Source organism: Variovorax trehalosi (genome assembly GCF_051216415.1).
In the GTDB taxonomy this organism is placed as follows: Bacteria; Pseudomonadota; Gammaproteobacteria; order Burkholderiales; family Burkholderiaceae_C; genus Variovorax.
This window is the reverse complement of sequence record NZ_JBPJZG010000003.1, coordinates 244,118-265,608: the sequence shown is the minus strand read 5'-3', so window position 1 is coordinate 265,608 and position 21,491 is coordinate 244,118. Positions and strand designations below refer to the sequence as shown.

Here is a 21,491-nt window from a genome sequence, read left to right as displayed (position 1 = left end):
CGCGCGGCCAAAGCCCGAGCGCGAGCTGTCGTCTGCCGGACTGCGCGAACGCAGCACGCTCCTTATCATCGACGCCCATGTACCAAGCCCTCCGTCCCTCGCGCAGCGAATTCGTGCCCGTGCGCAACCTCAGCTACCACGTACGCCTCTGGGGCGAGCCCTCGCCGGACCGCCCGCCGCTGGTGCTGGTGCACGGATGGATGGACGTCGCGGCCTCGTGGCAATTCGTCGTCGATGCGCTGGCCGAGGACCGCTTCATCATCGCCCCCGACTGGCGCGGCTTCGGCCTCACCGACGGCGGCGGCGTCGACAACTACTGGCTGGCCGACTACCTCGCCGACCTCGAATGGCTGCTCGACCACTACGCCGGCGAGGGCGACGGCGCACAGCCGGTCGACCTCGTGGGCCACAGCATGGGCGGCAACGTCGCGATGCACTACGCGGGCGTGCGTCCCGCGCGCATCCGGCGCCTCGTCAACCTCGAAGGCTTCGGCATGCCGTTTCGCAAGCCCGACGAAGCGCCCGCACGCTACGGCCAGTGGATCGACGAACTCAAGGGCCTGCACCGCAACGAGAAGGCCCTGGCCAGCTACTCGGCCGTGGACGGCGTGGCCCGCCGCCTCATGAAGACCAACCCACGCCTCTCGCAAGACAAGGCCGACTGGCTCGCGAGCCACTGGTCGGCCGGCCACCTGCAGCCCGACGGCAGCACGCGCTGGCAGATCCTCGGCGAGGCGGCGCACAAGATCGTCAATGCGCACATCTTCCGCGTCGATGAAACGCTGGCGCTCTATGCGCGCATCACCGCGCCGACGCTGATGGTCGAGGCTTCCGACGACAGCCTGCAGGGCTGGTGGAAGAACCGCTACACGCTCGATGAATTCCATGAGCGCCTGAAGTCCGTGCCCTCGGTGCGCATCGAACGCCTGGACGACGCGGGCCACATGCTGCACCACGACCAGCCGCAGCGCGTGGCGCGGCTGATCGAAGATTTCCTGGCCTAGATTTTTTGCGTGGCGCGACGCAGCGCCGCACGCGCCAGCAGCCGCGTGGAGTCCAACGTCGGCAGCGGCGAACTCGCGTCGCTCATGATCAGCGGGATCTCGGTGCAGCCGAGCACCACCGCGTCGCATCCCTCTTCATCTTTCATGCGCTGCATCACGCGCTGGAAGGTCCCGATCGCCTCGGGCTTGAAGACGCCGTAGACCAGCTCCTCCATGATGATCCGGGCGATCTCGTCACGCTCCTCGATGGTCGGACGAACATACTGCAGGCCGCGCGCCGAAAGCTTCTCGGGATACACCTCGCTGTCGGTCAGCCAGCGCGTGCCCGTGATGCCGATGCGGCGAAAGCCGCGCTGCACAGCTTCTTCCGCAACACACTCAGCAATGTGCAGCCAGGGCAGCGGCGAGCACCCTTCGATGAACGGCAGCGCCTGGTGGATGGTGTTGTCCGGGCAAACCAGAAAGTCCGCGCCGATCTTCGCGAGCTTGTGCGCGGAGGCGAGCATCACTTCGCCCACGCCGCGCCAGTCGTCGCGGTAAATGTGTTCCATGTAGTCCGAGAGCGAAGGCGTGTGCATCGAGACCTCGGGATGCGCATGCGGCCCGAGGAATTTCGCGCCCTCCACGCAAATGGTCTGGTAGCAAAGCGATGCGCCTTCGGCGGAGCAGCCGACGATTCCGATGTGCTGGGTCATGGCGGCATCCTACAAAAGGCGCGCCGCCACGCCCAGTCCTGGGACATCGCTCAGGCGTGACCCGATTCGCTGTCCAGGTGCGCCATCTGCGCGGCCGCATAGCGGTCGCCGGCCGCTGCGCCCTTGGGCACGGCACGCTCGATGGCAGCCAGGTCGTCCGCCGTCAGCGCCACGCCCAGCGAGCCCAGCGCTTCTTCGAGCCGCGCGCGCTGTCGTGCACCCACCAGCGGCACGATGTCGTCGCCCTGCGCCGCCACCCATGCAATGGCGATCTGCGCGACCGTCACGCCCTTGGCCTCTGCGATCTTGCGCAGCGCCTCGACCAGCGCGAGGTTGCGATCGGCGTTCTCGCCCTGGAAGCGCGGGCTGTGCGTGCGGAAGTCCGTCGCGCCCGCGCCGCCCTTCTGCCAGTGACCGCTGATGAGCCCGCGCGAGAGCACGCCGTACGCCGTGATGCCGATACCCAGCTCGCGGCAGGTTGCCAGGATGTCGTCCTCGATGCCTCGCGAGATCAGCAAGTACTCGATCTGCAGGTCGGCGATCGGGTGCACGGCCGCGGCCTTGCGGATCGTGTGCGACCCCACCTCCGACAGCCCGATGTGCCGCACGTAGCCGGCCTTCACCATGTCGGCGATGGCGCCCACCGTGTCCTCGATCGGCACGCTCGCATCGAGCCGCGCCGGGCGGTAGATATCGATGTGGTCCACGCCCAGGCGCTGCAGCGAATAGACCAGGAAGTTCTTCACCGCCTGCGGCCGCGCGTCGTAGCCGACCCAGCCACCGGCCGGATCGCGCATCGCGCCGAACTTCACGCTCACCAGCGCCGCGTCGCGCTGCGAGCCCTTCAGACCCTTGAGCGCCTCGCCGATCAGCATTTCGTTGTGGCCGCTGCCGTAGAAATCGCCGGTGTCCAGCAGCGTGATGCCCGCGTCCATCGCGGCCTGGATGGTGGCGATGCTTTCGGCGCGGTCCGAGGGGCCGTACATGCCCGACATGCCCATGCAGCCGAGGCCGAGTGCGGAGACCTGCGGGCCCTTGGTCCCGAGTTGACGTGTGTTCATTGCGGCTTCCTTTTCAATAGGTCCGGACGCGGTTGCGAACGGCATGGCGCTAGTCTGGAAGAAAGCACCCCGTTCGATAATCCGCCCGCCACTGCACGAGCTGTGCAATAAAACGCACAATCCCGCCATGATCGCCCCCGACCTCTCGGACCTCGGCGCCTTCGTCGCCGTCACGCGCGCCCGCGGCTTTCGCGGTGCGGCCGCCTTGCGCGGCGTGTCGCCCTCGTCTCTGAGCGAGGCCATGCGCCGGCTCGAAGCGCAGCTGGGCGTGCGCCTCCTGAACCGCACCACGCGCAGCGTCACGCCCACCGAAGCCGGGCAGCGGCTGCTGGACCGCATCGCCCCGTCGCTCGACGACATCGCGGGCGCGCTCGACACGCTCAACAGCTTTCGCGACAGCCCCACCGGCACCCTGCGGCTCAACGTGCCGACGATCGTCGCGCAGCGCGTGCTGCCGCCGCTGGCCAGCCGTTTCCTGATCGCGCACCCCGGCATCACGCTCGAGGTGACAACCAACGACACCTTCATCGACGTGCTCGCAGCCGGCTTCGATGCGGGCATCCGCTATGACGAGAGCATTGCGCGGGACATGATCGCTGTGCCCCTGGGCCCGCGCACGCAGCGCTTCGTGGCCGCCGCATCACCGGGCTACCTTGCGACACACGGCACGCCCAAACACCCGACCGACCTGCTGCAGCACGCCTGCATCGGCCACCGCTTTTCGAGCGGCGTGCTCGCGGCCTGGGGCTTCGTGCGCCGGGGCAAGGTGGTGAAGATCACGCCGAGCGGGCCGCTGGTGGCTTCGACGATCGATATCGAGTTGCATGCGGCCGAATCGGGCCTGGGCGTGATCTACACCTTCGACGAGTTCCTGCGCCCTTCGCTGGACAGCGGCGCGCTGTTGCCGGTGCTCGAAGACTGGTGGCAGAGCTTTTCGGGCCCCTTCCTTTACTACCCGAGCCGCACGCACATGCCGGCGCCGCTGCGGGCCTTCGTCGATTTCCTCAAGGGCCAGGCGCCCGCCTGATATCCGGCCAGCGGATATCCAAGCGCGCAAATCTTCGTTCGCGCAGCGCGCACCGCCGCCTAGAGTGCCCAACTCCTTTCGCCGTCTCCCGGAGTTGTTGTCATGCCTTCCCTTTCGCGCGCGCCCTCGTGGCTGCGCCGCCTCGCCCCGCTGTCCGGCGGCCTCGCGCTGAGCCTGCTTCTTCACGTTTCCGCCCACGCCGACGACCTGCGCGTGGGCTTCATGCCCGGCCCGTACCGCGATGCCTTCACGCACGGCATCGAGCCCCAGTTGAAGAAGCTGGGCTACACCGTCAAGTACGTCGAATTCAGCCAGGGCGTGCAGCCCAACGATGCGGTGGAGCGCGGGCAGATAGACGCCAACATCTTCCAGCACACGCTGTACCTCAACGCCACCAACAAGCAACAGGGCTTCGACCTGGTGCCCGTGGTGCATGTGCCGACGCCGCCGATGGGCCTGTACTCGCAGCGCCACAAGTCGCTCGACAAGGTGCCTGACGGCGCCACCGTCACGCTGCCCGCCGACCCGGTGAACGCGGCGCGCGCGCTCAACATCCTCGCGGCCGTCGGCTGGGTGACGTTGAAGCCGGGCGTGAGCCCGCTGAGCGTGTCGGAGCGCGACATCGCGAGCAACCCGAAGCGCCTGAAGATCGTTCCGCTGGACGCCGCACAGGCTCCGCGCTCGCTGGCCGATGCCGACCTCGCGGCCGTGCAGGGCAACTTCGCCGTCGCCTCGGGCCTGAAGCTCACCGAGGCGCTCAAGCTCGAAGACATGACGCTGCCCTACGTGAACGTGGTGGCCGTCAAGCGCAGCAACGAGAACGCGAAGTTCGCCAAGGACATCGTGGCCGCCTACCAGTCGCCCGAGTTCCAGAAGTTCTTCAGGGCCAACCCGGTGTGGGCCGGCTACAGGCTGCCGGACTACTTCAACCAATGAGCAATAACAACAACAGCACCGCACCGCGCAGGCAGCTGCACCTCAACGTCAACATCCTGCATTCGGGCTTCGTGCCCTCGGCCTGGCGCCTGCCGGAGAGCGACCCGTGGGCGTTCGCCGACATCCAGCACTACATCCGTACCGCGCAGATCGCCGAGGCCGCGAAGCTCGATGCGATCTTTCTCGCGGACAACGCGGCCATCGTGGACCAGATCCACTTCCGCCCGATCACCGCGCTGGAGCCCACCATCCTGCTGGCCTGCGTGGCCGCGGCGACGACGCACATCGGCCTGATCGCCACCGCCTCCACCAGCTACAACGAGCCCTACAACATCGCACGCCGTTTCTCGACGCTCGACCATGTGAGCAACGGCCGCGCGGGCTGGAACATGGTGACCACGGCCGACCTGCCCTCGGCACGCAACTTCGGCCTGGACACCACGCCCGACCACTCGAAGCGCTACGCCCGCGCCTCGGAGTTCGCCGACATCGTGAAGGCGCTGTGGGACAGCTGGGAAGACGATGCCTTCGTCGGCGACAAGGCCACCGGCAGCTTCATCGACCCGGCCAAGGTGCATGCCATTGCACACCGCGGCGAGCACTTCGCGGTGCAGGGCCCGCTGAACCTGCCGCGCGCGCCGCAGGGCCATCCGGTGCTGGTGCAGGCCGGTGCTTCGGCCGATGGGCGCGAACTCGCATCGCGCCACGCGGAAGCCGTGTTCTCCGCCTCGCAGTCGTTCGAGGAATCGCTGGCCTACGCACGCGCCCTCAAGACCCGCGCGGCCGAGCTGGGCCGCGGACCCGATGCGGTGAAGGTGCTCGCCGGCCTCACCACCATCGTCGGCGGCACAGAAGCCGAGGCACAACGCCGGCGCGACGAGCTGGTCGACCTGATTCCGTGGGACTACAGCCTCACGCGCATCGCCGGCACGCTGGGCATCACGCCCGACCGCCTGAAGCTCGATGAGCGCCTGCCCGACAACCTGCCGCTCCCCGGCAATGGCAACGGCAACCACACCTTCTTCAACGCGGTGGTCGCAGCCGGCCGCACGCATGGCTATACGGTGCGCCAGTTGATCCGCGAGCTCGCGGGCGGCGGCGGGCATCGTGTGATCGTGGGCACGCCCGAGCAGATTGCCGACGACATCGAGCACTGGTTCAAGGGTGGCGCGGCGGACGGGTTCAACCTGATGCCCGATGCGCTGCCGCACGGGCTGCAGGACTTTGTCGATGGCGTGGTGCCGATCCTGCAGAAGCGCGGGATCTTCCGCACCGAGTACGAAGGGCGCACGCTGCGCAATCACCTCGGGCTGGCACGGCCGGGTGGGCGGGCGGCGCAGCGATTGGCGGCTTGAGCGCGGCTCAGAGCGGTTGTTGATCGGCGATACACCAGCAGCGTGCCCAAGTGCACAGGGCATCGGGTGCTCCCCGCAGCGAAATCAAGGAGGAGGGGCGAAGCCCCGGGGGACATTCGCGGAGGGGAGTACCCGGTGGCCTGTGCACCAGTCACAGACCCGAGCCCCCTTCACTCCTCGTCGGCGTCGTTCCCCGTCAGCGACAGCACTTCTTCAACAAAGGCCTCGAAGAGCGGCAGCTCAGCAGGCAGCCCATCGAGAGACTCTGCATCGCCAGCATCAAAAAAATGCGGCTTGTCAGAGGGAATGGAAACCCACTCGCCCCCTTCGAACAGCAGCCCCAGATAACCGTCCGCAGTCGGCAAATAGAACAGCCCCGCCCCATCGAGCGCACGCTGCCCCTTCTTCGCCTTCCCCCGCCCCCAACTCACGCCCTGCTTCGCAAGATGCTCGGTGATCCATCCGTCGCACACATGCGTGTCGCGCCAGTTGGCTTGGGCATCGAATACGGCGAGCACGGGCATGGGGCGTCCTTTGTCGAGGTTGGATTACTGCAGGAAGCTGGGCTTGGCGTAGCCCTGGAACTTGGTGTCCACCACCGTCTTGAATTCCTTCGAGTGGTAGGCCTCGACGATGTCCTTGGCCCAGGCCGAGTTCTTGTCGCCGGTCTTCACCGCGACCACATTGAGGTAATAGTCAGGCGTCTTCTCCAGCACCACGGCCTCGGTGAGCTTCAGGCCCGACGAGATCGCGAAGTTGCCGTTGACGATGGCGTACTCGGTGTCGCCCAGCGAGCGCGGCAGCTGCGCGGCTTCGAGCGGAATGAACTTGAGCTTCTTCGGGTTCTCGGCCACGTCCTTTTCAGACGCGCGGATCGGGTCCACGCCGGCCTTGATGGTGATCAGCTTGTTCTGCTCCAGAAGCACCAGCGCGCGCGCCAGGTTGCTCGGATCGTTCGGGAGCGTCACGCGGTCGCCCTCTTTCACGTCGGCCAGCGTCTTGCGCTTGGTCGAATACACGCCCAGCGGCGCGATCGGGCCCTGCACCAGTTCGGCGAGGTCCAGCTTCTGGTCGGCCGAGAACTTCTTCAGGTAGACCTGATGCTGGAAGAAATTGGCGTCGAGCGAGCCCTGGGCGAGCGCGAGGTTGGGCTGCACGTAGTCGTTGAACTCGACCAGCTTCACCTTGTAGCCCTTCTTCTCGAGGATGGGGACGATGCCGACCTTCAACTGGTCGATGTTCGAGCCGGCGGTGCCGCCGATCACGAGGTTCTTCTTGGCGTCTTGCGCCTGCGCGAGCGACAGGCCGCCGAACGACAGCGCGACGAGGGAAATGGCGAGGACGGAGCGGCGCAGCAATGCGGTTTTCATGGAATGAGCAACAGGAAAGAGAAAGGGAGAAAAGAAGGAAATCAACGCTTGTCCAGCCTGCGCGCCGTGGTGTTCCCCACGAATTGCAGGATCTGTACCAGCACCACGAGCAGCGCCACGGTGAGCACCATCACGTCGGTCTGGAAGCGGTAGTAGCCATAGCGGATCGCCAGGTCGCCGATGCCGCCGCCGCCCACCACGCCGGCAATCGCCGAGTACGAGAGAAAGCTCACCGCCAGCACCGTGAGCGCAAGCACCAGGCCCGAGCGCGCCTCGACCACCAGCACGCGCCAGACGATCTGCAGTTCCGAGGCGCCCATGGCATGCGCCGCCTCGATCACGCCGCGCGGCACTTCGCGCAGGCACTGGTCCACCAGCCGCGCGAAATACGGAATCGCCGCGAACGACAGCGGCACCGCGGCCGCCAGCGGCCCGATGGAGGTGCCCGCGATGATCCGCGTGAACGGCACCAGCGCCACCAGCAGGATGATGAAAGGGAAGGAGCGGACCGTGTTCACGATCCAGTTGAGGATGAGGAACGCCGGCTTGTTCTCCAGCGACTGCCCCGGCCCCAGCAAGAACAGCAGGATGCCCAGCGGCCCGCCGATCAGCACCGCGGCCGAGAGGCCGATGGCCAGCATCATGAAAGTCTGGCCCGTGGCGGTCCAGAGCTCGGGGAGGATGGGGGCGATGTTCTCAAACATAGGCCACCTCCTCGGCGTTGCGCGCGGCGGATGCGGAACGCGGCTCGACCGGCAGACGCGCCTCGCGCTCGCGGCGGCGCACCAGTTCGTCGATTTCGCGGCCGAGCGCGGTCTTGCGCTCTTCGCTCGGCGCATCGACGGCGAACTGCTCGACCAGCCGGCCCTTTTCAAGAATGGCCACGTTGCGGCACAGCACCTCGACCACCGAGAGCTCGTGCGTCACGATCACGATGGTCACGCCGATCTTCTGGTTGATGTCGCGCAGCGTCTCGAGCAGCGAGCGGGTGGTTTCGGTGTCCAGCGCCGAGGTGGGCTCGTCGCACAGCAGCACCTGCGGGCGCGGTGCCAGGGCGCGGGCGATGGCCACGCGCTGCTTCTGGCCGCCGGAGAGCTGGGCCGGATAGGTGTCGATCTTCTCGGCGAGGCCCACAAGGTCGAGGCATTCGCGAACCCGCGTATTGATCTCGGCCTTGGAATGGCGACCGTGGATCTTCAGCGGGAAGGCCACGTTGTCGAACACCGTGGCGTTCTGCAGCAGGTTGAACTGCTGGAAGATCATGCCGATGTTCTGGCGCGTGTCGCGCAGCTCGCGGCGCGAGAGCGTGGTGAGGTCGCGCCCGCCGACGAGCACACGGCCCGCATCGGGCCGCTCCAGCAGGTTGATGAGGCGCAGCAAGGTCGACTTGCCGGCGCCGCTCTTGCCGATCAGGCCGAACACGTCGCCCTGGTGGATGTCGAGCGAGAGCGACTGCACGGCGTCGAACACCTCGCCGCTGGGCAAGGCAAAGGACTTCTGCACCGATTGAAGACGGATGACCGGCTGCTCCGCGTCGCCGCGGGCCGTATCAGGCGAATGGTTGGTCATGGAAAGGAGGCACGGCCCGCGTGAAAGCAGGTCGCGAAGTTCGCAAAAAGGTGCCGAGTATGAAAACAACCGCCCCAAAAGGGAACGAACAAATCCTCGCTTGCTTATGCATGAAATCGCATAAGCATTTCAAAACGCGTGCCGCGAGCGCCATAACGATATGAAGATTGGTTCGTTCCCAAATTCGTGCGGCAGTGCCACATTCGCGCCTTCATTTTTTGATTTCGCGCAACAACATGCACAGCAATTTCCGCCGCCGCACCCTGGCCCTTGCCGCACTGGCCACCGCCCTCTTCGCCGGCAGCACCGCCTTCGCGCAAGACAAGAACACGCTCAAGGTCGGCGTTTCCGTCGGCAACGGCGAGCAGATCTTCGAAGTGGTGAAAAAGGTCGCCGCCAAGGACGGCCTGAACATCCAGGTCGTGGTGTTCAACGACTACCAGTTGCCCAATGCGGCGCTGGCCTCGGGCGACCTGGACGCCAACGCGTTCCAGCACCAGCCCTTTCTCGACAACCAGAACAAGGCGCGCGGCTTCGACATCGTGCCCGTGGGCCTCACGATCACCGCGCCGCTGGGCTTCTACTCGCGCAAGATCAAGTCGATCGACCAGCTGCCAGAGGGCGCCTCGGTCGGCATCCAGAACGATCCGTCGAACGGCAACCGCGCGTTGCTGCTGCTGCAACAGGCCGACCTCATCACGCTGAAGCCCGAAGCGGTGAAGAACAACAACGCCACCCCGCTGGACGTGGTGACCAACCCCAAGAAGCTCAAGCTCGTGGCGCTCGACGCAGCCCAGTTGCCGCGCTCGCTCGATGACCTGACCATCGCCTCCATCAACAACGACTACGCCGAGAAGGCGGGCCTGTCGCTCAACAAGGACGCTGTGATCAAGGAATCGCCCAAGAGCCCGTACGCCAACCTGATCGCCGTGCGCCGCGCGGACAAGGACAAGCCCTGGGCCAAGCGCCTCGTGGCGGCGTACCAGTCGCCGGAGGTGAAGAGCTTCATCGAGACGCAGTTCAAGGGATCGCTGGTTCCGGCGTTCTGATCGATCTTCCGGACCGCGGCTCCATGTCTTTCAGCATGGGGCCACCGTCCGTCGAATCGCCCTGCATGGGCCGTCTTTCCTCGAATGGCTGATCGAGGAGCCTTTTCTCATTAGTTCGGCATCTGCGGCTATCTTCGGGACCCCAACCACCCGAAGGACCTGCACCATGCCTTTTCGACGCTTCGCCTCAGTCTGCCTCGCGGCCTGGCTCCCGCTGTGCGCCACCGCCGTCCTGGCCGCCAATGAATTGGGCAGCCCGCCGAGGATCAGCGTGTCCGGCACGGCGGCCGTGCGGGTGGTTCCCGACGAAGCGCATGTGACGGTGGGCGTGGTCACGCGCCATGCCAACCTGCAGGAAGCCACGCGCGACAACGGCGAGCGGGTGGCCAAGGCCATGGCGCTGATCCGCCGGCACGGCGTCGCCGAGAAGGACATCCAGCTGAGCCTACTGCGGGTGGAGCCGGAATACGACAGCTCCAACAACCGCACCACCCCGGTGGCCTACACCGTGCACAAGCGGCTGGACGTCAGGCTCACTCAGATGGGCAACTTCGACCCGCTGTTCACCAGCCTGTACGCCGCCGGCGTCAACCAGGTCGGCGACATCGAGTTCCGCACCACCGAAATGCGCCGCCACCGCGACCGGGCGCGCGAGCTGGCTGTCACCGCTGCGCTGGAAAAGGCCGATGCGCTGACCGCCCGGCTCGGCGTCAAGCGCGGCAAGGCGATCGATATCAGCGAAAGCTCGTCGTACTGGGGCGCAGCGAACGTCAACAGCCGCGACCTGCGCGTGCAGAACCAGTCGTCCTCCGGGGCGCCGGCGGAAAGCGCCGAGGGTGACCTGGCGGCCGGGCAGATCAGCGTCACGGCCACTGTTTCGGTGGTCTTCCTGCTCGAATAACACTCCCCCGGGGGCCCTCCCGGACCCGTGAGAAAATACCCGGTTCCCCCGAACACCAACCCTACACAGTCAGGACACCCCATGGACGCAGAACAGATCAACCAAATCGGCGCAATGCTCGCGGACCTGAGCGCCCGCACGGTCGATTTACGGAGGTATCTTTGACTACGATGCCAAAGCTGAACGACTGAGGACAGTCAACGCATCGCTCGAAGACCCGAACGTCTGGAACGACCCCAAGAAGGCCCAGGAACTGGGCAAGGAAAAGAAGTCGCTCGACGACGTGGTCGTCACGCTCGACCGGCTCACCAACGGCCTTTCGGACAACTCCGAGCTCTTCGAGATGTCGAAGGAAGAAGGCGACATGGACGGCTTGCAGTCCATCTCCGATGACGCCACCGCGCTCGAAGCCGACATCAAGCAGCTCGAATTCCGCCGGATGTTCAACAACCCGGCCGACCCGCTGAACGCCTTTGTCGACATCCAGGCCGGCGCCGGCGGCACCGAGGCTTGCGACTGGGCCAGCATGCTGCTGCGCCAGTACCTGAAGTACGCCGAGCGCAAGGGCTTCAAGACGCAGATCGAAGACGAAACGCCTGGCGACACCGCCGGCATCAAGGGCGCGACCATCAAGGTCGAGGGCGACTACGCCTTCGGCCTGCTGCGCACCGAGACCGGCGTGCACCGCCTGGTGCGCAAGTCGCCCTTCGACTCGTCGGGCGGCCGCCACACCAGCTTCGCATCGATCTTCGTGTACCCGGAAATCGACGATTCGATCGAGATCGACATCAACCCTTCCGACGTGCGCACCGACACCTTCCGTGCCAGCGGCGCGGGCGGCCAGCACATCAACAAGACCGACTCGGCCGTGCGCCTGACGCACATCCCGACCGGCATCGTCGTGCAGTGCCAGGACGGCCGAAGCCAACACAGCAACCGCGACGTGGCATGGAAGCGCCTGCGCTCGCGGCTGTACGACCACGAGATGCGCAAGCGCCAGGAAGAGCAGCAGAAGCTGGAAGACAGCAAGACCGACGTGGGCTGGGGCCACCAGATCCGCAGCTACGTGCTGGACAACAGCCGCATCAAGGACCTGCGCACCAACGTCGAAGTCTCGGCCACGCAGAAGGTGCTCGATGGCGATCTCGATGTGTTCATCGAAGCCTCTTTGAAGCAAGGCGTGTAACCGATGACGTTGACGCACGGCAAGGTCGAGGCCTTCATCTTCGACATGGACGGCACCATGATCGACTCCATGCCCTGGCATGCGCGCTCGTGGGTGGAGTTCGTGGCGCGCCACGGGCTGAAGCTCGATGTGAGCGACATCCTCGCGCGCACCACGGGCCGCACCGGCGTCGAGTGCATGCACGAGCTGTTCGATCGCAAGCTCTCCGATGACGAAGCCCAGGTGCTGGTGCACGAGAAGGAAGAGATCTACCGCGCCATGTTCAGCGACAACTTCACCGAAGTCGCGGGCTTTACCGCCTTCGCCAAGGCCGCCGTTGCGCGCGGCCTCAAGGTGGCGGTGGGCACGGCGGGCGACAAGGGCAACATCGAGTTCGCCATGTCGCGCCTGAAGATGGACCCGCTGCCGCTGGCCATCGTTGGTGGCGACGAAGGCTTCTCGGGCAAGCCCACGCCTGCGATCTTCCTGGAAGCCGCGCGCCGCATCGGTGTGGCGCCCGAGCGCTGCATCGTTTTTGAAGACGCGCCCTTCGGCATCGAGGCCGCCCGACGCGGCGGCATGCGTGCCGTGGCCGTGTGCAGCACCCATACCGCCGCCGAGCTTGCCGGCCCCCATGTGATTGCCGCAGTTCGTGACTACAACGAACTCGCCCATTCGAATTTTCTGGAGACCCTCGATGATGCTTCGTGACGGCCAAGGCCAACCCATCGCCATTCGACGCGAAGACTACGCCGCCCCAGGCTACTGGATCGACACCGTCGACCTGACCTTCGACCTGGACCCCGCCAAGACCCGCGTGCTCAATCGCATGCGGCTGCGCCGCAACCCCGATGCGCCCATCCAGCCGCTGCGGCTCGATGGCGACGAGCTCAACCTGGCGCGCGTGCTGGTCAACGGCCAGGGCGCCTCGTTCCGCATGGAAGGCGACCAGCTCGTCATCGACGGCCTGCCCTATGCGGAAGAAGGCGATTTCGAACTCGAGATCTTCACCACCTGCTGCCCCATCAAGAACACCAAGCTGATGGGCCTGTTCGTGAGCGAAGACACCTTCTTCACGCAGTGCGAGGCCGAGGGCTTTCGCCGCATCACCTACTTCCTGGACCGCCCGGACGTGATGGCGACCTACACCGTGACGCTGCGCGCCGCCAAGGCCGCGTACCCGGTGCTGCTGTCGAACGGCAACCTCGTCGAACAGGGCGAGCTACCCGAGGGCCGCCATTTCGCGAAATGGGTCGACCCGTTCCGCAAGCCCAGCTACCTCTTCGCGCTCGTGGCCGGCAAGCTGGTGGCGCGCGAGCAGCGCATCACCGCGCGCAACGGCAAGGAGCACTTGCTGCAGGTGTACGTGCGCGCCGGCGACCTCGACAAGACCGAGCACGCGATGAACTCGCTCATCCATTCGGTGCTGTGGGACGAGACCCGCTTCGGCCTGCCGCTGGACCTGGACCGCTTCATGATCGTTGCGACCAGCGACTTCAACATGGGCGCGATGGAGAACAAGGGCCTGAACATCTTCAACACGAAGTACGTTCTGGCCAACCAGGCCACCGCCACCGATGCGGACTACAGCAACATCGAGAGCGTGGTCGGCCACGAGTACTTCCACAACTGGAGCGGCGACCGCGTGACCTGCCGCGACTGGTTCCAGCTCTCGCTGAAGGAAGGCCTCACCGTCTTCCGCGACCAGGAGTTCAGCCAGGACCTGTGCGCCGACGCCTCGGCCCGCGCCGTGAAGCGCATCGAGGACGTGCGCGTTCTGCGCACCGCCCAGTTCCCCGAAGACGCCGGCCCCATGGCCCACCCGGTGCGGCCCGACAGCTACATCGAGATCAGCAACTTCTACACCGTCACCATCTATGAAAAGGGTGCCGAGGTCGTTCGCATGATGCAGACGCTGGTCGGCCGCAAGGGCTTCGAAAAGGGTATCACCCTCTACTTCGAACGCCACGATGGCCACGCCGTGACCTGCGACGACTTTGCGCAGGCCATTGCCGATGCCAACCCCGATTCGGAACTGGCGCGCCTCCTGCCCCAGTTCAAGCGCTGGTACAGCCAGGCCGGCACTCCCCGCCTTGCGGCGCACGGCGTGTACGACGCGCAGAACCGCAGCTACACGCTGAGCGTGGTGCAAAGCTGCCCGCCCACGCCGGGCCAGCCGACCAAGGAGCCCTTCGTCATTCCGCTGAACATCGGCCTGCTCGATGCCAACGGGCGCGAGCTGCCCATTCAGCTAGAAGGCGAAAGCGATGTGACGCGTGGCACCCGCACCGTGGTGCTCTCCCGCGCCGGCGAGCAACTCACCTTCGTGGGCCTCGACGCCGAGCCCGTGCCGTCGATCCTGCGTGGCTTCAGCGCGCCGGTGATCCTCGACTTCGACTACACCGACGCCCAGCTGCTCACCCTGCTGGCCAACGACCCCGACCCGTTCAACCGCTGGGAAGCCGGCCAGCGCCTGGGCCTGCGCGCCGCACTGCAGGGCATTGCGGCGCTTGCGACCGACACCACCCCGGTGCTGAACGACGCCTACATCGACGCCATGCGCAGCGTGCTGCGCAACCCGCAGCTCGACGCCGCTTTCAAGGAGCTGGTGCTCACGCTGCCGTCGGAGACCTACATCGCCGAACAGCTCGACGTGGTCGATCCGCAGCGCGTGCACCTGGTGCGCGAAGCCATGCGCGCCCAGCTCGCCACCGCCCTCTTTGCCGACTGGGAACAGGTGTACGAAGAGAACCACGACACCGGTGCCTACACGCCCGACCCGACCTCGTCGGGCCGCCGCGCGCTGGCCGGCATGGCGCTCAACTTCCTGTGCCTGGCGGCGCGCGCCTCGGGCGACACCGTGTGGCCGGGCAAGACGCTGCAGCGCTTCAAGGACGCGGGCAACATGACCGACCGCTTCAACGCGCTCAACGCGCTCGTGTCGTCGGGCCACACGCTCGCGGCGCAGGCGCTCGCGCGCTTCCACGCCATCTTCAAGGACGAGGCGCTGGTCATCGACAAGTGGTTCTCGCTGCAGGCTGGCGCCAGCGACCGCGGCGGCGACATCCTGCCGCTGGTCAAGCAGTTGATGAAGCACCCGGACTTCTCGCTCAAGAACCCGAACCGCGCGCGCAGCGTGATCTTCAGCTACTGCAGCGCGAACCCTGGAGCCTTCCACCGCCCCGACGCGGCTGGCTATGTGTTCTGGAGCGACCGCGTGATCGAGCTGGACGCCATCAACCCCCAGGTGGCCGCACGCCTGGCGCGCGCGCTCGACCGCTGGAGCAAGCTGGCCGAGCCGTACCGCAGCGCCGCGCGCGAAGCGATCGCGCGTGTGGCCGCCAAGCCGGACCTCAGCAAGGACACCCACGAAGTCGTTACCCGCGCCCTGGCCGGTAACTGAATAAGCCACAAGTAAGGAACACAGAAGCACATGGCTCAACAACAGAAGATTTCCCTCACCCGCTACCTCGTCGAAAAGCAGCGCGCCGACGGCCTCATTCCCGGCCAGCTGCGCCTGCTGCTCGAAGTGGTAGCCCGTGCATGCAAGAGCATCAGCCAGGCCGTCAACAAGGGCGCGCTGGGCGGCGTGCTCGGCACGGCCGAGAGCGAGAACGTGCAGGGCGAGATCCAGAAGAAGCTGGACATCATCGCCAACGAAGTGCTCATCGAGGCCAACGAATGGGGCGGCCACCTCGCGGCCATGGCCAGCGAGGAAATGGACAGCATCTACGTGGTGCCCAACCGCTACCCGCAGGGCGAATACCTGTTGATGTTCGACCCGCTGGATGGCAGCAGCAACATCGACGTGAACGTGAGCATCGGCACCATCTTCAGCGTGCTGAAGAAGCCCGACGACACCCCCGGCGTGCAGGAGGCCGACTTTCTGCAGGCCGGCACCCAACAGGTGGCCGCGGGCTACTGCATCTACGGCCCGCAGACCACGCTGGTGCTGACCGTGGGCAACGGCGTGGCCATGTTCACGCTCGACCGCGAGCAAGGCAGCTTCGTGCTGACGCAGGAAGACATCCAGATTCCGGCGGACACCAAGGAATTCGCGATCAACATGAGCAACATGCGCCACTGGGACGAGCCCGTGAAGCGCTACATCGACGAGTGCCTGGCCGGCAAGGAAGGCCCGCGCGGCAAGGACTTCAACATGCGCTGGATTGCCAGCATGGTGGCCGACGTGCACCGCATCCTGATGCGCGGCGGCGTGTTCATGTACCCGTGGGACAAGCGCGAGCCCGAGAAGGCCGGCAAGCTGCGGCTCATGTACGAGGCCAACCCGATGAGCTGGCTGGTCGAGCAGGCCGGCGGCGCGGCCACCAACGGCAAGCAGCGCATCCTGGACCTGAAGCCCACCAAGCTGCACGAGCGGGTGAGCGTGATGTTGGGTTCGCGTAACGAAGTTGAGCGTTTGACCCAGTACCACGCCGAAAAGGGCTGATGGAGTGGCTATAATCTGAGGCTTCGCCGGTGTAGCTCAGTCGGTAGAGCAGCTCATTCGTAATGAGAAGGTCGGGTGTTCGATTCATCTCTCCGGCACCAAATAGAAAGCCCCTGATTCGCAAGAATCAGGGGCTTTTTTTGTTCAACAATCACCAGGGCAAGTCTCAAACCCGGGCGAGTACTGGACGTCGATCGGTCAGACGATGCGTGAAACCAATGCTCCGCAGTTCACGCGCAACAAGCCGCCCGTCCGAAGACAAGCCAACAAATACCTCAATTCTCACGTAATGCCTCTGGACGGAACGAGGGAATTAAGTTATGTTGGTAACACATTCATACATTTTTGCAATGACTTTGAGAATCGAACCCGAGGAAGAGCCGGGCCTCACATTTGCCGACGTATTTGCAGGATGCGGTGGGCTATCGCTGGGTTTAGCTAATGCCGGCTGGAAAGGGCGATTTGCAGTGGAGAAAAATGCAGACGCGTTTAGTACTCTCGCCGCTAATCTCGTCCAAGGTCGGCGATCCAAGAAAAAATTCGACTGGCCCGAATGGCTTCCTCAATCGGCCATCTCAACGACAAATTTTTTGGGGAAGTACAGCGATAACCTAAAAGCGATGAAGGGGCGCCTAACCTTACTTGCCGGAGGCCCGCCGTGCCAAGGCTTCTCTTTAGCAGGTCGCCGAACTCAGTCTGATCCGCGCAACGCACTCACCGACGATTACATCGAGATGGTGAAATTACTGCAGCCGCGTTTTCTTCTAATCGAAAACGTAAAAGGCTTCACCTTGCCATTTAAAAAGAATACGGCAAATAAGGCCGATGTCATACCCTACTCGCAACGAGTAACAGAACGACTGGAAGCGGCAGGCTATGTGGTTTACTCGGATTTGATTGACCTCAGCTTATTCGGAGTTCCTCAGTCTAGAAAGCGCTTCATTCTAATTGCAGTTCGGAAAAACGATCCCGCCCTGGAAAAATTGAAAATCCAAACCCCTATTGATTTGCTAAATGGATATCGCAAACGGTTTTTGGCCAACAAAGGGTTAAATCATAATCAAGCGGTGACCGTAAAAGAAGCAATTGGCGATCTAGAAACGGATGGCAAAGAGCTTATCAAATGCGATGATTCGCCATACAAATCATATGTACAAGTAAAATACGATACGGAGGGCTTTCACTCTCCTTTTATCAAGTTAATGCGAAGAGATGTAAAAATCGCCCCAAATAGCCTCCGTTTGCCAAAGCACGAAGAAGCAACGCGAAGCCAATTTAAAGCAATCATGACAACCTGCACGCAAGGGCGAACGATATCGGATGCCGATCGAGCCAGGCTTAATTTAAAAAAGCATGCACTTACGCCATTAAAGAGCTCAATGCCCTCGGCAACAATTACAACGTTGCCAGATGACATGATTCACTATTCCGAGCCAAGAATTCTAACTGCACGAGAAAATGCCAGGCTGCAAACGTTCCCTGATACGTTTCAATTTTTAGGCAAATACACCACAGGAGGAGCAAATCGTAAAATTGATTGTCCTCGTTATACCCAAATTGGAAATGCAGTCCCACCTCTTTTCGCTGAAGCGCTTGGGCACATGTTAAAGCAGCTCGCTTCCTAGGGAAATAAATTGGCCCCGACGTACCACTTCAAAACAAACACTCTACTCAAGAATCTTGTCGGGAAAGATTTGATAAATGATGACGATATCGCCATTGTAGAGCTTGTCAAGAATTCATACGACGCCGGGTCACCGACAGTCAATGTGAAATTTGAACGTCTTTCGGGCGAAGGAAGAACTGATGCGAACTCTCGGCTCGTCATAGAAGATCGAGGAGCGGGCATGACGCTGCCTGATATTCGGGATAAATGGCTAAATATCGCTTATTCTGAAAAGAAAACAGCCCCGCAAGAAAATGGCGCGTACTATGCCGGAAACAAGGGAATTGGACGATTTTCTTGTGATCGGCTTGGCACTCACCTCGATCTGCTTACTCGCAGCCACGGCGGAAGCGTGCTGCATCTTCCAATATCATGGCCAGATTTTGAAATCGAGGGAAAGAAGGATCTCCTAATACAGGACATTCCGCTCTTTATTAAAAAGCTAGATGACGCCGCAGCCGCCGCGATGGCAGGAATTCGCTCTTTCCCCGCACAAGGGACAATTCTAATTATTTCGACCCTGCGTAGCACTTGGGACAGGGAGAGATTGTTAGGCCTAAAGCGCTCTTTTGAAAAATTCCTGAACCCGAATCAGCTGTTTCAGCGAGATGCATTCAAGATCACGCTGAATGCTCCTGATCTTAAAAAAAGCGATGCCGGCGAGTTGTACTACAACACAGTAAACGGTCCAATTCAGAATCAAGTTTTCGAAAAGCTAAAATTCAATACGACTTATATTGAATCTCATGTTTCGGCCAAGGACGGCGTCATTCGCACCGAATTGCATCATGAGGGCGAACTAGTTTTCAAGCTAACCGAATCGAGCGACGCATACCCAGAGCTGGAAGACACAAAGATAATTGTCTACTACCTGAATCCTTATAAGAAAGCTTATTTCACTCGCCAGACAGGTGTTCGCTCAATCGAATTTGGCTCGATTTTCTTGTTTCTGAATGGATTTCGAGTTGCACCCTATGGCGATAGAGGCAACGATTGGCTTAGTTTAGATGTTCGGAAAACTCAAGGCACGACACGCTACTTGTCAAGCCGAGATATTATTGGTCGAATTGAAGTCAGCGACAGCAGAGACGCCTTTCAACCGGTTTCCAGCCGTGAAGGATTAAAAAAAACAATAGCATTTCAACGCTTAAAAGAAGGCTTCTTTTTTGAAGTCATTCGTAAGCTTGAGCGATTTGTGGTAGATGGACTTGACTGGGACAGCGTTCCGCAAAACTTAAGAGACGAGCTCAAAGGAAGCGACGGACTAGACTGGGAGAATACCTCTGAAACCTATGCTGAATCTTGGGAGCGCAAGCAACAGCGAATTGCCTTGTCGATCATGACCTTGATAGGGAGCAACCCAGTCAGAACGACCAGTTTTTGGTTTAACCCGGCACTGCTCGAAGGCATCTACGAAACCAAAACCGAAGAAGTTGCCAATCTGCTTGCGGAAATCGAGGGCACTCCGGCGGAAAAAATTGACGGTGATCTAAAAAAAGGACTTTCGCGTATCCGAGCGCTTTTGGTTGAAAAAGAACAAGCAGCCACTAGCGCGCGAAAAGAAACGGCGGAGTTAAAAGTCATCACGGCGCAACAGCAACGTGCTGTTGCGAAGCTTGAAAGCGAAAAGGAAACGTATCGGGCCCAGACCCTCTTTTTGCAATCTGTTGCGCCAACTGCAATCAAGGATTTGGTCGCTTTTCATCATCAAATCAGCCATGACTCGACCATTGCGGGAAATTACCTCGCAAAAGCAATTAAAGCCTTGCGGGACATACCAAACTCAAAGCCAATCATCGATTTCATTGAGAAGGCTTCCCTAGCCAACCGACGAATGGCAGCGGTCGCGCAATTTGCAAGCAAAGCAAATTTTCGCTCGGGCATGAAAAAAGAGCCCACGGATATTCCGGCGTTTATTCAACAGTATTTGCTGTATGTCGCAAAAGATTTTACTGCCGCCGGACTTAATCTCAATGTGACGAATACCGTAAACGAGATTTTTGAGATCAAAGCCAGCAAGGTTGAGCTATCAATACTGATTGACAATCTTATAAGCAATGCAGGCAAGGCAATGGCAAAGCGTCTCGACGTTTCAATTGAACTAGCAGGAAAAAACAACCTGGACATCAGATTTTGCGACGACGGCCGGGGCCTCTCCCCACAAATACCTAGCACGGAGGCAATGTTTGAGATGGGTGTCACCACAACCTCGGGCTCAGGCCTTGGCCTTTATCACGCGCGACGAATAGCTGAAAGCATCGATGGAAAGCTTACCGCAAAACCGCGAGCGCCCCGCGGAATGGAAATACGCTTGGAGTTGACCAGATGAAACTGCAATATAAGGTTCTCTGGTTCGACGATAGCGATGAGCTGTTTGATTCGCTTGATTGGGACTATTTACGAGGTCGAATATCGGAATGGGGTTTCGTGCCGGACGTGCAGCTGGTAACCACGCCAGAAGCTTTTCGCAGCAAGGCTCCTTACGACGATTATGATTTACTGGTCGTTGACTATAACCTGGAGGGTTATGGCGAGGGCCAAGATTTCATTTTGCAGGTGCGCGAGCAAGAAGTTTTTACGGAGATAATATTTTACTCTTCCGGTGCAACTTCAATGCTATGGGATGCAGTTCACTCTCATAAGCTGGAGGGCATATACATTGCCAACAAAGACACAATTCTTGAGCGAATTCTAAAGGTCGGTCAGCAAACGCTTCGCAAAGTCCTCGATCTAGAGAATATGCGAGGGATCGTGATGGCGGAAGTGGGAGATCTAGATTTACTTTTAAACAAGATACTTGCCGCGGCAATACGTGAACTCCCTCCTGAAGGCCAGGCGGATGTCTTCAAACGGTTTTATGAAGCCAGTAATGAACATCACGCCAAGCATAAAACATCACTGGAAGAATTCAACAACTCTCCCACAATTGAATTACTGCTATCACTATGCGATAGTGATAAGCGTTGGCAGAACTACAACAGAGCGAAGAAGCATCACGGTGTTTTGAAGAAAGCAATGCCGGGGGATTATGTTGCCGAGATTCTTAGACCCCGCAACTTTCTCGCCCATGGGGTACCCAACCATGCAGAAGACGGTTCTTGTGTATTTGAATATCAGGGAAAAGAATACACTTTCAGTGATGCGGTGAGCACGGCACTCCGTACCAGAATCATTACGTTTAAGACCGCATTTATGGAGATTCACGATGCGCTTGTAACCCAAAAATCCGCTTCGTGATTTTTA

Annotated in this window: 19 protein-coding genes and 1 tRNA gene; 14 read left to right on the top strand and 6 right to left on the bottom strand. The window is 61.6% G+C overall.

All coding sequences use genetic code 11. The features are described from left to right. Positions 1–77 precede the first annotated feature (77 nt). The gene (locus tag ACSFA7_RS13240; protein ID WP_435499783.1) at positions 78–1,004 is read left to right on the top strand and encodes an alpha/beta fold hydrolase; all 927 of its coding nucleotides are present in this window, start codon (positions 78–80) and stop codon (positions 1,002–1,004) included. On the opposite strand, the gene ACSFA7_RS13235 is transcribed toward ACSFA7_RS13240, so the two are convergent. Next, positions 1,001–1,699: an aspartate/glutamate racemase family protein gene (locus ACSFA7_RS13235; protein ID WP_435499782.1), complete on the bottom strand. Its 699-nt coding sequence runs from the start codon at positions 1,697–1,699 to the stop codon at positions 1,001–1,003. The two genes, ACSFA7_RS13240 and ACSFA7_RS13235, sit on opposite strands and share 4 nt — an antisense overlap. A 50-nt stretch (positions 1,700–1,749) precedes the next feature. Continuing rightward, positions 1,750–2,760 carry an aldo/keto reductase gene (locus tag ACSFA7_RS13230; RefSeq protein WP_435499781.1) on the bottom strand — a complete coding sequence of 337 codons (1,011 nt, stop codon included), beginning with the start codon at positions 2,758–2,760 and terminating at the stop codon, positions 1,750–1,752. 127 nt (positions 2,761–2,887) lie between these two features. On the opposite strand from ACSFA7_RS13230, the gene ACSFA7_RS13225 reads away from it, so the two are divergent. From ACSFA7_RS13225 to ACSFA7_RS13215, 3 genes are all read left to right on the top strand, one after another. Then, positions 2,888–3,787 (top strand): LysR family transcriptional regulator, encoded by a 900-nt coding sequence (locus tag ACSFA7_RS13225; RefSeq protein WP_435499780.1) that lies wholly within the window; start codon positions 2,888–2,890, stop codon positions 3,785–3,787. 102 nt (positions 3,788–3,889) lie between these two features. Continuing rightward, entirely contained in the window at positions 3,890–4,723 is an 834-nt protein-coding gene (locus ACSFA7_RS13220; RefSeq protein WP_435499779.1) for a MetQ/NlpA family ABC transporter substrate-binding protein, read from the top strand. Further along, the gene (locus tag ACSFA7_RS13215; protein WP_435499778.1) at positions 4,720–6,078 is read left to right on the top strand and encodes an LLM class flavin-dependent oxidoreductase; all 1,359 of its coding nucleotides are present in this window, start codon (positions 4,720–4,722) and stop codon (positions 6,076–6,078) included. The genes ACSFA7_RS13220 and ACSFA7_RS13215 overlap by 4 nt, the downstream gene beginning before the upstream one ends. 170 nt (positions 6,079–6,248) lie before the next feature. Here the strand turns inward: ACSFA7_RS13215 and ACSFA7_RS13210 are convergent, their stop codons facing one another. Genes ACSFA7_RS13210 through ACSFA7_RS13195 form a run of 4 tightly spaced genes read right to left on the bottom strand, consistent with a single transcriptional unit; the run spans position 6,249 to position 9,017 of the window. After that, positions 6,249–6,602 (bottom strand): hypothetical protein, encoded by a 354-nt coding sequence (locus ACSFA7_RS13210; RefSeq protein WP_435499777.1) that lies wholly within the window; start codon positions 6,600–6,602, stop codon positions 6,249–6,251. Positions 6,603–6,626: 24 nt separating this feature from the next. Then, on the bottom strand, positions 6,627–7,448 hold the full coding sequence (locus ACSFA7_RS13205) for a MetQ/NlpA family ABC transporter substrate-binding protein (protein WP_435499776.1): 822 nt from the start codon (positions 7,446–7,448) through the stop codon (positions 6,627–6,629). Positions 7,449–7,489: 41 nt separating this feature from the next. Continuing rightward, complete coding sequence (locus ACSFA7_RS13200) at positions 7,490–8,152, bottom strand: methionine ABC transporter permease (RefSeq protein WP_176656114.1); 663 nt, start codon at positions 8,150–8,152, stop codon at positions 7,490–7,492. Next, positions 8,145–9,017 (bottom strand): methionine ABC transporter ATP-binding protein, encoded by an 873-nt coding sequence (locus ACSFA7_RS13195; protein ID WP_013542755.1) that lies wholly within the window; start codon positions 9,015–9,017, stop codon positions 8,145–8,147. Before ACSFA7_RS13195 ends, ACSFA7_RS13200 begins: the two co-directional genes overlap by 8 nt. 236 nt (positions 9,018–9,253) lie before the next feature. Between ACSFA7_RS13195 and ACSFA7_RS13190 the strand changes: the two genes are divergently transcribed. The 10 genes from ACSFA7_RS13190 to ACSFA7_RS13145 all read left to right on the top strand — a co-directional run bounded on the left by ACSFA7_RS13190 (position 9,254) and on the right by ACSFA7_RS13145 (position 21,485). Beyond that, positions 9,254–10,066, top strand: coding sequence for a MetQ/NlpA family ABC transporter substrate-binding protein (locus ACSFA7_RS13190; RefSeq protein ID WP_435499775.1), 813 nt, complete (start codon positions 9,254–9,256; stop codon positions 10,064–10,066). Positions 10,067–10,232: 166 nt separating this feature from the next. After that, entirely contained in the window at positions 10,233–10,967 is a 735-nt protein-coding gene (locus ACSFA7_RS13185; protein WP_435499774.1) for an SIMPL domain-containing protein, read from the top strand. Positions 10,968–11,048: 81 nt separating this feature from the next. Next, positions 11,049–12,153, top strand: a protein-coding gene (gene prfB, locus ACSFA7_RS13180) for a peptide chain release factor 2 (RefSeq protein WP_155403914.1) whose coding sequence is annotated in 2 segments (ribosomal slippage) — positions 11,049–11,129 and positions 11,131–12,153 — 1,104 coding nt in all. Because the reading frame shifts where the segments join, the coding sequence is not laid out codon by codon here. Positions 12,154–12,156: 3 nt separating this feature from the next. Further along, a complete protein-coding gene (locus ACSFA7_RS13175; protein ID WP_435499773.1) occupies positions 12,157–12,843 on the top strand; it encodes an HAD family hydrolase in 687 nt (228 codons plus the stop codon). Further along, positions 12,830–15,535 carry an aminopeptidase N gene (gene pepN / locus ACSFA7_RS13170; protein ID WP_435499772.1) on the top strand — a complete coding sequence of 902 codons (2,706 nt, stop codon included), beginning with the start codon at positions 12,830–12,832 and terminating at the stop codon, positions 15,533–15,535. The genes ACSFA7_RS13175 and pepN overlap by 14 nt, the downstream gene beginning before the upstream one ends. A 30-nt stretch (positions 15,536–15,565) precedes the next feature. After that, positions 15,566–16,582: a class 1 fructose-bisphosphatase gene (locus tag ACSFA7_RS13165; RefSeq protein ID WP_435499771.1), complete on the top strand. Its 1,017-nt coding sequence runs from the start codon at positions 15,566–15,568 to the stop codon at positions 16,580–16,582. Between the two features lie 25 nt (positions 16,583–16,607). Further along, a tRNA-Thr gene (locus tag ACSFA7_RS13160) sits at positions 16,608–16,683 on the top strand. A 249-nt stretch (positions 16,684–16,932) separates the two neighbouring features. Then, on the top strand, positions 16,933–18,207 hold the full coding sequence (locus tag ACSFA7_RS13155; RefSeq protein ID WP_435499770.1) for a DNA cytosine methyltransferase: 1,275 nt from the start codon (positions 16,933–16,935) through the stop codon (positions 18,205–18,207). Positions 18,208–18,216: 9 nt separating this feature from the next. Then, a complete protein-coding gene (locus tag ACSFA7_RS13150; protein ID WP_435499769.1) occupies positions 18,217–20,577 on the top strand; it encodes a sensor histidine kinase in 2,361 nt (786 codons plus the stop codon). Continuing rightward, a complete protein-coding gene (locus ACSFA7_RS13145) occupies positions 20,574–21,485 on the top strand; it encodes a response regulator (RefSeq protein ID WP_435499768.1) in 912 nt (303 codons plus the stop codon). The genes ACSFA7_RS13150 and ACSFA7_RS13145 overlap by 4 nt, the downstream gene beginning before the upstream one ends. The last annotated feature ends 6 nt before the right edge of the window (positions 21,486–21,491 follow it).

Excerpts from the sequence above, each read along its gene's own strand:
- ACSFA7_RS13200 (WP_176656114.1), bottom strand. The coding sequence starts at position 8,152 with ATGTTTGAGAACATCGCCCCCATCCTCCCCGAGCTCTGGACCGCCACG.
- ACSFA7_RS13225 (WP_435499780.1), top strand. The coding sequence starts at position 2,888 with ATGATCGCCCCCGACCTCTCGGACCTCGGCGCCTTCGTCGCCGTCACG.
- ACSFA7_RS13175 (WP_435499773.1), top strand. The coding sequence starts at position 12,157 with ATGACGTTGACGCACGGCAAGGTCGAGGCCTTCATCTTCGACATGGAC.
- ACSFA7_RS13230 (WP_435499781.1), bottom strand. The coding sequence starts at position 2,760 with ATGAACACACGTCAACTCGGGACCAAGGGCCCGCAGGTCTCCGCACTC.
- ACSFA7_RS13190 (WP_435499775.1), top strand. The coding sequence starts at position 9,254 with ATGCACAGCAATTTCCGCCGCCGCACCCTGGCCCTTGCCGCACTGGCC.
- ACSFA7_RS13215 (WP_435499778.1), top strand. The coding sequence starts at position 4,720 with ATGAGCAATAACAACAACAGCACCGCACCGCGCAGGCAGCTGCACCTC.
- ACSFA7_RS13155 (WP_435499770.1), top strand. The coding sequence starts at position 16,933 with ATGACTTTGAGAATCGAACCCGAGGAAGAGCCGGGCCTCACATTTGCC.
- ACSFA7_RS13185 (WP_435499774.1), top strand. The coding sequence starts at position 10,233 with ATGCCTTTTCGACGCTTCGCCTCAGTCTGCCTCGCGGCCTGGCTCCCG.
- ACSFA7_RS13145 (WP_435499768.1), top strand. The coding sequence starts at position 20,574 with ATGAAACTGCAATATAAGGTTCTCTGGTTCGACGATAGCGATGAGCTG.
- ACSFA7_RS13235 (WP_435499782.1), bottom strand. The coding sequence starts at position 1,699 with ATGACCCAGCACATCGGAATCGTCGGCTGCTCCGCCGAAGGCGCATCG.
- ACSFA7_RS13205 (WP_435499776.1), bottom strand. The coding sequence starts at position 7,448 with ATGAAAACCGCATTGCTGCGCCGCTCCGTCCTCGCCATTTCCCTCGTC.
- ACSFA7_RS13220 (WP_435499779.1), top strand. The coding sequence starts at position 3,890 with ATGCCTTCCCTTTCGCGCGCGCCCTCGTGGCTGCGCCGCCTCGCCCCG.
- ACSFA7_RS13240 (WP_435499783.1), top strand. The coding sequence starts at position 78 with ATGTACCAAGCCCTCCGTCCCTCGCGCAGCGAATTCGTGCCCGTGCGC.
- ACSFA7_RS13195 (WP_013542755.1), bottom strand. The coding sequence starts at position 9,017 with ATGACCAACCATTCGCCTGATACGGCCCGCGGCGACGCGGAGCAGCCG.
- ACSFA7_RS13165 (WP_435499771.1), top strand. The coding sequence starts at position 15,566 with ATGGCTCAACAACAGAAGATTTCCCTCACCCGCTACCTCGTCGAAAAG.
- ACSFA7_RS13210 (WP_435499777.1), bottom strand. The coding sequence starts at position 6,602 with ATGCCCGTGCTCGCCGTATTCGATGCCCAAGCCAACTGGCGCGACACG.
- pepN (WP_435499772.1), top strand. The coding sequence starts at position 12,830 with ATGATGCTTCGTGACGGCCAAGGCCAACCCATCGCCATTCGACGCGAA.